The sequence below is a fragment of the Superficieibacter electus genome, from assembly GCF_002915575.1.
GTDB lineage: Bacteria > Pseudomonadota > Gammaproteobacteria > Enterobacterales > Enterobacteriaceae > Superficieibacter > Superficieibacter electus.
In genome coordinates, this window is record NZ_PQGD01000012.1 from 112,322 (window position 1) to 125,396 (window position 13,075).

The following is a 13,075-nucleotide window of genomic DNA, read 5'->3' on the forward strand; positions in this document are numbered from 1 at the left end:
CCTTTCACAGGTACTGGTGAATGAATAAGATAAGCTGACGAATATGCGTAATAGCAAACAACAATGCGAGGGACAGGACCGCGAGGGAGATCAAAAATTTGTCACGCACTACGCGCGGCTGAACAAAATCACCCTGCTCTACATCCATCAGGCTGCGGCTACGGGTATAGCGCCATAGCAGCATAGCCACCACGGCCAGCACGGCGATAGAAACCCAGAATAACGCGCCAGCCTGATGCCAGTGATGCTTTACCGCCAGCGCCATAAGAGCACCATAACCCAGCAATGTGCGAAACCAGGCCAGCGATGTGCGTTCTGGTTGCAGGCCCGGGTCCTGCTGGCGGCGCGCTTTGCGGCTATCCGGCATACAACACCAGCGCCATCACAATAACCACCACAATCAGTAGAATTACGCTAATGGCCAACAGGCTGCGTGTATAGGGTAAGTCCTCCTTGAGGCGCATTGCCTTTTCATTACGCAGCCAGCGAAGATAGCCGTAAATCGATAATCCTCCGGCAAACAAACACAGCAAAAGCGCCAGTAACTCGCGAATAGCGGGTGTGGCAAAGTCTGGCGCAAGCTGATCCAGCCCAACGCCCGCCGCCAGAAAACCCAGCGCGGTGCGTATCCATGCTAAAAATGTACGTTCATTTGCCAGCGAGAAGCGATAGTCCGGCGCTTCCCCGAGGCGGGAGATTTTCATCACTGCTCCTTTCTTTTGATTATTTCCCGTGCGGACAGAATAAACGTAATACGCACACAAGAGAAAGCTTCATGCATAACGGGAGTGTGTCTTTACTGATAGCGACTTACGATGGCAGGTGTTTGCATTGCTGGCAATACCCACACCTGCCGGGCTGGAGTCATCCAGGCATGGTAGGCCGGGCAAGCGCTGCGCCGCCCGGCAGGAGGGCAAAAACAATCAATCGAGGCCGTCGCGATCAGAATTTCTGCTTCTTCTCTTCCACCTTCACGCCCTGCGTCGGCAGGCCGGTGTCGTAATCGCGCACCACCGGAGAATAGCCATCTTCCGGGCGTGGGCGGAAAGCGCCCATCCAGCGCGGCTGTGCGTCCTGACGCCACGGACGCAGGCTCCACTGATAGGTACGAAACGGATCGCGGATTTTATCCATGTAATCCAGCAGCGCATCGTGCATCCGGTTGCGCACATCAGCGAACTCAACCGAGTCAATCAGGTTATGCAGCTCATCGGGATCGTTATGCCGGTCATATAACTCATCGCTGGTAAACAGGTTAAGCACCAGCTTATAACGGTCGGTCACCCAACAGCGGACAGGAATAAATCCGCCGAAACTGTCATGTTCAATCTCATAGCGGTTAAATTCCACCATTACGCCGCGCGACTCCGCCGCTGCAAGGATATTCTCCCCAGGCAGAATAGCGGGCTTGTCGATACCCGCCAGCGACATCAGCGTGGGCAGCAGGTCGATATGACTGACCGGCGTATCCACCTGCTCCGGTTCACCGTGGGGTGGCCTGATGATCAGGGGAATACGGGTGATATCATCATACATCGCCGCGCCCTTACTGATGAGTTTGTGCGCGCCCATCATCTCGCCATGATCGGAGGTATAAATTACCCAGGTATTGTCACGCTGTTCCGGCGTGAGGGCGTCGATCACCCGGCCAATTTGATCGTCAACGAAATCGTTGCAGGCAAAATACATCGGATGATGATAACGCCCGTCCGCGCCGACCGGTGATGGCATTGCCTGCGCCCACAGGCGGTGGTGCTCCGGCTTCGTGGCCAGATCGTCATGCGCTTTTGCGCCAAGGTCGTAGTAAAAATCCTCATATTTTTGCAGATACTCCACCGGACAGGTGAAGGGATGGTGGGGTTCATCGTAGGAGACAACCATCAAAAAGGGGTGATCGTTACGCTGCGGCTGGTGCAGGAAATCCACCGCCCGGTTGCTGATGCGGTGCGCCCAGGTGAAGGTTTCATCAATATGATGGGCAGTAAGATCGTCCGCACTGTTCAGCCCGTTGCGCCACAGGCTGATCTGCTCATCCGTCAGCTCAGAGAGATAGTTAGCCCCGTCGTACCAGTAATCCGCATCCCATTCCGGCGGACACACGCCGGTGCCGAAGTAGTCATGGCCGTCGAGGTGCCATTTGCCGATATAGCAGGTGTGATAACCCGCATCTTTGAAGTAGCGCCCCATCGTCGAGATATTTTTACCGGGCGCAACGTTATTGGTCCACGGGCCGGACTGGTTTGCATAGATGCCGGTAAACAGGCCCGCGCGCGCGGGGGTACAGACCGGCGAGCAGGTGTAAGCAGAATTGAAACGAATGCCTTCCTCCGCCAGTCGGTCGATATGATTGGTATTCAGCGGCTTGCCGCTATAGCAGCCGACCATATTGGTGGCCTGCGTGTCAGTCATGATGAATAAAAAATTAGGGCGACTCATGGTTTTTCCTTAGCATCAGTAGCGTAAACGGCGGGCGCGGTACGACGTTCGTGCCAGGCGCTGTAAAGCAGGTAGAAGACAACGGCGATAACGATGCCGTAGCTGATCATGGTCAGCCATTGGGAGGCGTAGCCGCCAAACTGCGCCAGCGCCGAATAGACGCCAATCATGGCGAAAAGCACGCCAACGGAGGCGACTTTGACGTTTTTCCACGGTTTCATATCGACCGCAAAGGCATCGTGAAATTGAAACGGCGTAGCGCGGGGTTTGATAACCCCAATCACCAGCATCAGTACCACATTGATACAGAAGGTGCAGGCCAGCACGTAGAGAAAATGGAAGTCGAATTTCACCAGGTAGTTGATGACGATATAGCTGCAAATACCGAAGAACATCGCCGCCTTCGCAGCGATAGCCGGAATACGCGGGAAGAAAAAGCCCATGATCACAATCGTGACCAGCGGTACGTTGTAGATGCCGTTAAGCTGCTTCATCCACGAATAAAGCCCCTGCGGCGCGTTGGCGATCCACGGTGCGACCAGTACCGAGATAATCGCCACAATAAAACCAAAGCGGCGGCCCACGCTCACTAGCTGTTCAGAGGTGGCCTTTTCGTTGATGATGCGGCGATAAATGCCGAGGCTGAACAGCGTGGAAGCGCTATTCAAAAAGCCGCAGAACGCGCTAATAATCGCACCAAATAAGACGGCACTGAAGAAACCAATCAGCGGCAGCGGCATGACTTTGTTAACCAGCGCCGGATAAGCCATATCGGCTTTCGGCAGATCCTGAAACAGGTGAAAGGCAATCACGCCCGGCAGAACCAGGATCAGCGGATCGAGCATTTTCAGCACGGCGGTCAACAATGCGCCTTTCTGCCCTTCCGAGAGGCTTTTTGACGCCAGCGTGCGCTGGACGATGCCCTGGTTAGTACACCAGTAGAAGGTGTTGACCAGAATTAGCCCGGTCAGCGCCGCGCCAATTGGCACCGGATCGTGGCTGCCACCAATCGAATTTAGCATCTGGCTGTGATCGCTGGTCAGGCGCGCAAAACCGCGAGAGAAACTGCCGCCCCCCATCGCCAGCAGGCCGAAAAACGGCACCATTAGTCCGCCAATCACCAGGCCAATACCGTTGATCACATCGGCGATGGCGATGGCACGCATGCCGCCGATCACCGCATACAGAATGCCGCAAATGCCCAGCACGATGACCATCGCCCAAATCGCGCTGGTCTGTGAAATACCAAAGGCTTCACCTACGTGGAACATACTGTTAAACGCCAGCGCGCCGGAGTACAGGATGATAGGTAAAAAGCAGATCCCGGTGGCAATCAAAAAGCAGCAGTCAATGATAATGCGGGTGGTTTTATCGTAGCGCTCTTCAATAAAATCAGGGATGGTCGCGATGCCGCGTTGCAAATAACGCGGCAGAAAAATCAGCGCCAGAAAGATGAGTGGAATGGCTGAAATCACCTCCCACGCCATCACCGACATTCCGCTGCGGTATGCCTGCCCGGTCAGGCCGACTAATTGTTCGGTAGAAAGGTTGGTCAGCATCAGGGAGGCGGCAATCACCGGCGCTTTAAGCGAGCGCCCCGCCAGAAAATATCCCTGTTGCGAACCGGTGTCAGCTTTACGTAACTTCCACCAGGTAATCACCGCCACCAGCAGAGTAAACGCGATAAAGCTCACAATTTGCTGAATATTCATCTTATTGCCCTTATTTATGATTATGTCCGGCTGAAGGTGCAGAGGAATAAATGCAGACCGGACCCAGGCTGTTCGATTTCTCAAAATACAAGCAGGGTTCCCTGAAACGAACGTTATCTGGTAAATTTCATTTCAGGTTGCGGGCATAATTCGCTGACGGGAAATTAAAATGAATGGAAAAATTCAGTTTTCGCATGTAAAAAACGAAACCACCTACAATATTCCGTTAGTTCTTGAAGAAAATGTGATCTCGAGCGGAATTTCGCTCATCTCGTTATGGCACACCCTGGCCGATGAAAGCTACCGTGTCATGTGGCCGCGCGACAAAAAGAAGCCGCTCATCGCTAACTCCTGGGTGGCAGTTTATACCCTTCAGGGCTGTGGAAAAATCCTGCTTCACGACAATTCCGAAATTACGCTCAACGGTAATTGCGTTATATTCTTAAAACCAACTGATATAAAGTCTTATCATTGTGACGGTTTACTTTGGGAACAGTACTGGATGGAATTTGTCCCTACCAGCGTTATGGAAATTCCATTATTGCAGCAAGCTATTATTTATAATGGTGATGCGTTTAAGAATGAACTCAATGAAGTTGCCGCGCTTATAGCCAGCCGCAATTCGTTAAAAAATAATCTGGCCGTTGCCTTTCTTACAAAAATTATTTATCAGTGGATTTGCCTGATTGTTGAAAACGGCACTAAAGATCGCCAGCTTATTCAGATAGAAAAACTGATTAGCCATTTACACGCCGACCTGCAAAAACAGTGGAGCGTGGCAGAGATGGCGCAGTGGATGCAGTGCAGCGAGCAGTATTTGCGCCGTCTTTTCCTGCGCTACACCGGGAAGACGCCAAAAGAATATTACCTCGACGCACGGCTGGATCTGGCGCTGTCATTACTGAAACAAGAGGGTAATTCGGTGAGCAGCGTGGCCGATATGCTGAATTTCTTTGATTCCTTTCATTTCAGCAAAGCATTTAAGCGGAAGTTTGGCTATGCGCCGTCGGCGGTGCTGCGGCAGGGGAAATAACGCCGGACAGGACGACCCTATCCGGCTAAAATATTAATGCAGCTCCGGCCAGTACTCCCGATTAGCCTCAATCAAATCATCCAGGATGGCTTTCGCCACCGACGCGCTCGGCACGGTTTTAGAGAGCGTGATCGCCTGCCACAGTTTCTGATAAGAACGTTCTTCCCATGCATCCACCACCAGTTTTTCCACCATCACCTGTTGGCCCATCATCCCTTTCTGGAAATGGGGAATATCCCCCACGGTTAGCGGCTCTGGCCCCTTTTTTCCCACCAGACAGGGGATTTCGACCATCGCATCGGCATCGAAGTTAGGGATAGCGCCATTATTTGGCACAATTAGCAGCATCCGCTCCTGGGTGTTGAAGGCGATAGCCGCTGCCAGATCCACAATGTAAGAGGCATGCTCATCAATTTCCAGCTCGCCTGCGGTTGAATTCCCCGCAGCGGTAATCGCACGGCATGCGTTAAAAACATGCTTCTCGCGATGGTCCATCACCTCATTAGCACGCGTGCGTTCCGGGTTAGCATGTGCCACAACATAGTCCGGGCAGAGGTAGTATTTCAGGTAAGTATTCGGCAGCGTATCCGGGTCCAGCAGGCAAACATCTTTCATTTTGACAAAGGTGTCATTCCAGCTGACTTCCGTTTGCTCCGTGCTGGATAGTGGGACATAGCCATGTTTTTCGGTATGCGCACGCAACATCGGCATCAGGTTATTACCATCCAGATCTTCAATGGATGTCCACCAGCCGAAATGATTCAGGCCATAGTAACGCGTGCGCAACTGTTTACGGCTTTGCAACCCGGCTATCTGTGCGAAACGGCTTTCGATACCGATCGGCATGTCGCAGATATTGAGGATTTTGGCGTTCGGGCGCAGGCGACGGGTGGCCTCCGCAACAATGGCCGCCGGGTTGGAATAGTTCAGCATCCATGCGTTCGGCGAATATTGCTCCATATAATCCACCAGCTCCAGCACGCCGCCGATGGAGCGCATACCATAGGCGATCCCGCCTGGCCCGCAGGTTTCCTGGCCCAGCACGCCATGGCGCAGCGGGATTTTTTCGTCTTTTTCACGCATCGGGTATTTGCCAACGCGAATATGCGCCATCACAAAATCGACATCGCTAAAGGCCGTTTTCGGGTCGGTGGTATAACTGAAGTCAATGTCAGGAGCCTGTTCCTGCATGATCACTTTACAGGCTTCGGCGACAATCTCCTGACGCGCGCCGTCATTGTCATAGAACTTCAGCGAGCGCAGCGGCAACCGGTCCTGGTTTGCCAGTAACATCAACACAATACCGGGCGTAAAGGTGCTGCCGCCGCCAGCAATCACCACTGAGAATTTTTTCATGATACAGCCTCCGTCATGGATTGAGATGGTTTCGTTAAGGGGATTTTCATCAGGGATTCAAGCTGGTCGCGTACCTGGGGCACATTCAGCCCGACAATCACCTGTATCGCATTGCCTCGCCGCACCACGCCGTGTGCGCCGAACGCTTTGAAAACGTCGTCGCTTTCCATTTTGGTGACATCGACCAGGGTAATACGTAACCGCGTGGCGCAGTTGTTAACAGATTCGATATTGCTCGCACCACCCAGCGCCTGAAGGAATCCAGCCGCCTGGCTACTCTGCGGATCGACAGCAGCAGCGGCCTGCCCGCGTGCAGCTTTATAATCGGCTTTGGTGTAGAGTTTGATTTCACTGTCTTCACGACCCGGCGTTTTGAGGTTGAAGCGCAGAATGAGCCAGCGGAAGAGAGCAAAATAAATACCGGTAAAAATCAGACCAATGACGATTTGGGTAACGATCATCATGGTGTGGTTGTAGAACAACGGCAGCCAGACCTGGGGAATGAAGGTATCAATAAGCCCACCGCCCAGGTTAGCCGACACGCCAGCGAGGTACATCGTAGTTGCCATGGTTGCCGCCAGAACGGCATGGAGGGCAAACAGCGGCGGACAGATAAAGAGGAAGGTAAACTCCAGCGGCTCGGTGACGCCGACAAGGATGGCGGTTAACGTCGCCGGGATTAACAGCCCCGCAATTTTTTTACGATTCTCAGGCGCGGCGGTGTAATAGAACGCCAGTGCAATACCTGGTGCGCCGAATACTTTCGAGTTGCCGAACAAACCGAATCCGCCTTCCGGAAAGAGGGTTTTGATTGATTCCGTCGTTTGGCTAAATTCATGCAGATGCTGCGCCCAATAAACGCCAATCCCGCCTTCCACCGCCGCCGGACCGAACATAAATGGACCGTAGACAAAATGATGCAGCCCGGTTGGGATCAGAATACGTTCCAGGAAGGTATATACCCATACGCCCAGCGCCCCGGACGTGCGCAAGAATGCCTGCAGAGACTCAATGCCCATTTGCACTTTAGGCCAACAGAATAACGTCAGCCAGGCGCAGGGGATCATCGCCAGAAATGCCACAATCACCACAAATGACGTGCCCTGAAATGTCCCTAAAAAAGTTGGCAGCCGTTTATCAAAAAAACGGTTATGTAACGCTGTGACAAAGCCGGAAATAGCAATGGCACCGATAATACTGGTATCTAATGTCTTGATGCCCGCCATCATGGTTAAGCCACTTCCGGCGACCGGATCAATACTAAAATCAACACCAAAAAAACCACCCCAGGTGGTTCCCATGGCATTGATAAAATAATTCCAGGTAAGGAAACTCATCATCACAGCGAGACAGGCCCGCGCCTGTGCATTTTTCGCCAGGCCAATGGGCAAGCCGATTGCAAATACCAGCGGCATATTTTTGAACACCGTCCAGCCGCCCTCTTCGATAATATGAATAATTTGTGCAAATAAACAATCTGGAGCAGTTAACGACTCACCAACAAACATTGGGTTTTGTAACAAAATAGCGACACCCACAACCATTCCAGAAAAAGGAAACAGGAGTACGGGCGTAAACATAGCCCCGCCAAAACGTTGTATTTGACTTAGCATCTTTTAATCCTTATATATTGTGCAAACACCCTATATAATTTCGAAAGCAACAACTCTCACCGGCACAATAAAACAAGAAACGTAAATTCCGATTACCAGAAAATTTTTATTTGTGATAAGGCTCAAGTTTTTATTTTTCTCAACCTGTACAGTTTTTTCAAAAATTCTGGGCAGGATGAAAAAGTAAAAAAAGCATCAAAAAATAAAATCTCTATTTTTCAAATGATTACACAATGCAATAAGCTGCTTACTTCAAGGGAAAGAGGTCTACTGATGATCTACAAAGACATTGCTAATACCTTACGTATTCGTATTGGCACAGCGGAATACGCTGTTGGAAGTCCACTGCCTGGAGAATACCGGCTGGCAGAAGAGTTTGGGGTATCAAGAATGACCATTCGCAAGGCGATCGATCTTTTAGTCAACTGGGGGTTAGTGTTCAGGAAAAACGGCAGCGGTACATTTATCATGCATAAGAATGTTTATCCCGGGACCCAAAATTTACCCGGATTCTTTAAAGCAATGAAAAACTTTCACGGTAAGATCACCAGTCAGGTTCTGACTTTCCAGATCCAGTTGGCAACCGACGCTGTCTCAGCACAGTTGCAATTAGGCGCAGAGGAGAAAGTATATTATTCAAGAAGAATTCGTTCAGTAAATAATACACCTCTTATGATTGAAGATAGTTATATGCCAGTGCGCCTGTTTCGTAATCTGTCGATTTCGCATCTGGAAGGGTCAAAGTTCAAGTATATTGAAAAAGAAGCCAGGATTCAGATTGGGGGAAACTATGAATGCCTGACGCCAATTCTGGCAGAAAATCCGATTGCGGCGCTGCTGGAGGTGAAAGAAAAGACGCCAATACTCTGTATTAACTCTCTCACCTACAGTCGGCAAAATGTTTTTATTAACTATTCGATAATGTATCGCAATACCAGTGAATATCGGGAAGATCACTATTTTTGATATTGCTGGCTACCCGCGCTTACGGGTAGCCAGACAACCGGCTTAATGCAGCTCCGGCCAGTATTCGCGATTAGCCTCAATCAATTCATCGAGGATGGCCCTGGCCACTGAGGCACTCGGCACGGTTCTGGAGAGGGTAATTGCCTGCCACAGTTTCTGGTAAGACCCCTCTTCCCACGCGTCCACCACCAGTTTTTCCACCATCACCTGCTGGCTCATCATCCCTTTCTGGAAGTGTGGTATCTCACCCACTGTCAACGGTTGCGGTCCATTTTTGCCGACCAGGCAGGGGATTTCGACCATCGCATCGGCATCGAAGTTAGAAATAGCGCCATTATTCGGCACAATCAGCAGCATCCGCTCCTGGGTGTTGAAGGCGATAGCCGCAGCCAGATCCACGATGTAAGAGGCATGTTCATCAATTTCCAGCTCCCCGGCGGCAGAAGTCCCGGCCTCGATGATCGCCCGGCAGGCGCTGAAAACGTGTTTCTCGCGATGGTCCATTACTTCATTCGCACGCGTGCGTTCCGGGTTCGAGTGAGCAACCACGTAATCCGGGAACAGATAATACTTGAGATAAGTGTTCGGCATGGTCTGCGGGTCCAGCGCCTGAACATCTTTCGCTTTAGCGAAAGTATCGTTCCAGCTGGCCTCGGTATGCGGGTCGTTTGACGGCGGCACATAACCATGTTGCGCAACATATTCACGCAGTTTTGGCATCAGGTCGTTACCCTGCAAATCTTCAATGGATGTCCACCAGCCGAAATGGTTCAGACCATAGTAGCGCACGCGCATTTGCTTGCGATCCTGTAAACCAGCAATCTGTGCCATCCGTCCTTCGATACCGATCGGCATATCACAGATATTAAGGATTTTCGCATTTGGCCGCAGACGACGGGTCGCTTCTGCAACAATGGCCGCCGGGTTGGAGTAGTTCAGCATCCACGCGTTCGGCGAGTATTTTTCCATGTAATCCACCAGCTCCAGCACGCCGCCGATGGAGCGCATGCCGTAAGCAATACCGCCCGGTCCGCAGGTTTCCTGGCCCAGCACGCCGTGGCGCAGCGGAATTTTTTCATCCTTCTCGCGCATCGGGTATTTGCCAACGCGAATATGCGCCATCACAAAATCGACATCGGTAAACGCCGTTTCAGGGTCAGTGGTATAGCTGAAGTCAATCTCTGGGGCCTGCTCCTGCATAATCACTTTGCACGCTTCGGCGACTATCTCCTGACGCGCGCCGTCATTGTCATAGAATTTCAACGAACGCAGCGGCAGGCGATGCTGGTTTGCCAGTAACATCAGTACAATGCCTGGTGTAAAAGTACTGCCGCCGCCGGCGATAACTACGGAGAATTTTTTCATGATACAGCCTCTGTCATGGGGATAGATTCATTTGATGATGTGGTAATAAGCGCTTCGAGTTGCTCGCGTACTTGCGGCACATGCAGACCGACAATGACCTGAATACCATTACCGCGCCGGACCACGCCGTGTGCGCCAAGGGCTTTAAAAACATCGTCACTCTGGGTTTGCGCCATATCAATCAGCACAATTCGCAGGCGGGTAGCGCAGTTATTAATGCTTTCGATATTGCCCGCACCGCCCAGCGCCTGAAGAAAACCAGCAGCCTGGCCAAGTTTAACGTCCGCTGCCGCAGTGGTTTGCCCGCGTGCCGCCCGATAATCAGCTTTGGTATACAGCTTCACTTCACTGTCTTCACGCCCCGGGGTTTTCAGGTTGAAGCGCAGAATGATCGCCCGGAAAAGTACGAAATAGATGACCGAAAACAGCAAACCGATAGCAATGTGCGTGAATATCATCGCCGTATGGTTATGGAATAACGGTATCCATACCTGCGGGATCACGGTATCAATCAACCCGCCCTGCAAGTTCGCAGAAACGCCAGCGATATACATCGTGGTTGCCATGGTCGCTGCCAGCACAGCGTGAAGGGCAAACAGCGGCGGACAAATAAAGAGGAAGGTAAATTCCAGCGGTTCGGTGATGCCAACCAGCATGGCGGTTAACGCGGCGGGAATGAGCAGGCCCGCGACTTTCTTACGATTGGCAGGCGCTGCTGCTGAGTATATAGCCAGCGCAATACCGGGAGCGGCGAACACTTTCGAGTTGCCGAACATCGCAAATCCCCCTTCCGGGAACAGCGTTTTCAGCGGCTGGGTTGATTGACTAAATTCCAGCAGATGCTGCGCCCAATAGACCTGGATGCCGCCCTCGACCGCAGCTGGCCCATACATAAAAGGCCCGTAGACAAAATGATGTAGCCCGGTAGGAATCAGGATACGTTCCAGGAAAATGTAGCACCACACGCCAGTTGCGCCGGCGTTACGCAAAAACGCCTGCAGGGACTCAATGCCCAGCTGGACTTTCGGCCAGCCCAATAGCGTCAGCCAGGCACAGGGGATCATCGCCAGAAAAGCCACGATCACCACAAATGATGTGCCCTGAAACGTGCCAAGGAATACCGGTAACGGCTTATCAAAAAAACGGTTGTGTAATGCCGTTACCAGACCGGAAATAACAATGGCACCGATGATACTGGTATCCAGCGTTTTTATTCCCGCCATCATAGTTAGGCCACTTCCGGCCACTGGATCGACACTAAAATCAACGCCGAAAAAGCCGCCCCAGGTGGTGCCCATGGCATTGATGAGGTAATTCCAGGTTAAAAAACTGACCATGACTGCAAGGCATGCCCGGCCCGGAGCCTGTTTTGCCAGACCGATGGGTAAACCAATTGCAAAAACCAGCGGCATGTTACGAAAAACCGTCCAGCCACCTTCCTCAATGATATGTACGATTTGCGCAAATAAGCAGTTTGGATCGGTTAATGACTCGCCCACGAATAGCGGGTTTTGTAACATAAGAGTAATGCCAACCACGATACCCGCAAAAGGGAATAGCAGTACCGGGGTGAACATTGCACCACCAAAGCGTTGAATTTGACTGAGCATTTTTCACGTCCTCGATAAAAAGCATGTAGGGTATTTATTTTTCTGATAGCGTCCTGCTGAACTCACAATAAAAAGCGGCGAATTAAAACTCATGGGGCGTTAAAATTATTTGTGATCAAACTCATGATTTTAATTTCAGCAAAGTTGTCTTACTTTCTTATAAATGCTAGACATGTTGATAAGGGCCCTGAAAACTTACTGCTTCAGCACCTGCTTTTTTGTTGAAAAATCTCTATTTTTTCACCCTGGCTCATGACATGGAGAGGTCTAACGATGATCTATAAATCAATCGCCGATAAACTCAGATTGCGTCTGAATTCAGAAAACTATCATGTCGGTAGCCCGTTGCCCGGCGAGAAAAAGCTGGCGGAGGAATATGGCGTATCGCGTATGACGATCCGTAAAGCTATTGAGTTATTAATACAGCGGGGGCTGGTTGAACGTAAGCACGGTAGCGGAACGTACGTTATTCAAAAAGATGTTTATCAGGAGACGACGAACCTGACAGGGTTATGTGAGGTGATGGAAAGTCAGGGCAGGATTGTATTCAGTAAGGTGCTGGAATTCGTTGTGATGCCCGCACCGCCCGCCATTGCCCGGCAGCTTCGCATCCAGACGGATGAACGAATTTATTATTCCAGACGACTACGCTATGTCGATGATAAGCCGATTATGCTGGAAGACAGTTATATGCCGGTGAAACTGTTTCGCAACCTGTCGATCGCCCATCTGGAGGGGTCTAAATTTCATTATATTGAAAATGAGTGTGGGATAACGATTACCGGCAACTATGAAAGTCTGTCGCCGGTGCTGGCAGATAAGAAAATGGCGCAATTAATGCTGATTGAAGAGGATACGCCGCTATTACGTATTACGTCACTTTCCTACAGTGATAGCGGCGAATTTCTGAATTATTCGATTATGTTCCGCAATGCCAGCGAATATCAGGTGGATTATCACCTGTTGCGCGTACATGCCTGAGCA

The 13,075-nt window shown here is 51.1% G+C and carries 11 protein-coding genes; 3 read left to right on the forward strand and 8 right to left on the reverse strand.

Going from position 1 to position 13,075, the window contains the following annotated elements:
* Positions 1-4 precede the first annotated feature (4 nt).
* The 4 genes from CHU32_RS15945 to CHU32_RS15960 all read right to left on the reverse strand — a co-directional run bounded on the left by CHU32_RS15945 (position 5) and on the right by CHU32_RS15960 (position 4,148).
* Positions 5-367, reverse strand: a complete 363-nt coding sequence (locus tag CHU32_RS15945) for a DUF202 domain-containing protein (protein WP_103676285.1) — start codon at positions 365-367, stop codon at positions 5-7.
* The gene (locus CHU32_RS15950; protein ID WP_103676284.1) at positions 357-704 is read right to left on the reverse strand and encodes a YidH family protein; all 348 of its coding nucleotides are present in this window, start codon (positions 702-704) and stop codon (positions 357-359) included. The genes CHU32_RS15945 and CHU32_RS15950 overlap by 11 nt, the downstream gene beginning before the upstream one ends.
* Positions 705-942: 238 nt before the next feature.
* Positions 943-2,436 (reverse strand): sulfatase-like hydrolase/transferase, encoded by a 1,494-nt coding sequence (locus tag CHU32_RS15955; protein WP_103676283.1) that lies wholly within the window; start codon positions 2,434-2,436, stop codon positions 943-945.
* The gene (locus CHU32_RS15960; RefSeq protein ID WP_103676282.1) at positions 2,433-4,148 is read right to left on the reverse strand and encodes a solute:sodium symporter family transporter; all 1,716 of its coding nucleotides are present in this window, start codon (positions 4,146-4,148) and stop codon (positions 2,433-2,435) included. Before CHU32_RS15960 ends, CHU32_RS15955 begins: the two co-directional genes overlap by 4 nt.
* A 169-nt stretch (positions 4,149-4,317) precedes the next feature.
* On the opposite strand from CHU32_RS15960, the gene CHU32_RS15965 reads away from it, so the two are divergent.
* The gene (locus CHU32_RS15965) at positions 4,318-5,181 is read left to right on the forward strand and encodes a helix-turn-helix transcriptional regulator (protein WP_103676281.1); all 864 of its coding nucleotides are present in this window, start codon (positions 4,318-4,320) and stop codon (positions 5,179-5,181) included.
* Between the two features lie 33 nt (positions 5,182-5,214).
* On the opposite strand, the gene CHU32_RS15970 is transcribed toward CHU32_RS15965, so the two are convergent.
* The gene (locus CHU32_RS15970) at positions 5,215-6,537 is read right to left on the reverse strand and encodes a 6-phospho-alpha-glucosidase (RefSeq protein ID WP_103676280.1); all 1,323 of its coding nucleotides are present in this window, start codon (positions 6,535-6,537) and stop codon (positions 5,215-5,217) included.
* Positions 6,534-8,150 carry an alpha-glucoside-specific PTS transporter subunit IIBC gene (locus CHU32_RS15975; RefSeq protein ID WP_103676279.1) on the reverse strand — a complete coding sequence of 539 codons (1,617 nt, stop codon included), beginning with the start codon at positions 8,148-8,150 and terminating at the stop codon, positions 6,534-6,536. The genes CHU32_RS15970 and CHU32_RS15975 overlap by 4 nt, the downstream gene beginning before the upstream one ends.
* Before the next feature lie 273 nt (positions 8,151-8,423).
* Between CHU32_RS15975 and CHU32_RS15980 the strand changes: the two genes are divergently transcribed.
* On the forward strand, positions 8,424-9,116 hold the full coding sequence (locus CHU32_RS15980) for a GntR family transcriptional regulator (protein ID WP_103676278.1): 693 nt from the start codon (positions 8,424-8,426) through the stop codon (positions 9,114-9,116).
* Between the two features lie 42 nt (positions 9,117-9,158).
* Here the strand turns inward: CHU32_RS15980 and CHU32_RS15985 are convergent, their stop codons facing one another.
* Both CHU32_RS15985 and CHU32_RS15990 read right to left on the reverse strand, forming a co-directional pair.
* The gene (locus CHU32_RS15985) at positions 9,159-10,481 is read right to left on the reverse strand and encodes a 6-phospho-alpha-glucosidase (protein ID WP_103676277.1); all 1,323 of its coding nucleotides are present in this window, start codon (positions 10,479-10,481) and stop codon (positions 9,159-9,161) included.
* Positions 10,478-12,091: an alpha-glucoside-specific PTS transporter subunit IIBC gene (locus CHU32_RS15990; protein WP_103676276.1), complete on the reverse strand. Its 1,614-nt coding sequence runs from the start codon at positions 12,089-12,091 to the stop codon at positions 10,478-10,480. The genes CHU32_RS15985 and CHU32_RS15990 overlap by 4 nt, the downstream gene beginning before the upstream one ends.
* 273 nt (positions 12,092-12,364) lie before the next feature.
* Between CHU32_RS15990 and CHU32_RS15995 the strand changes: the two genes are divergently transcribed.
* Positions 12,365-13,072, forward strand: coding sequence for a GntR family transcriptional regulator (locus tag CHU32_RS15995; RefSeq protein ID WP_103676275.1), 708 nt, complete (start codon positions 12,365-12,367; stop codon positions 13,070-13,072).
* Positions 13,073-13,075 lie beyond the last annotated feature (3 nt).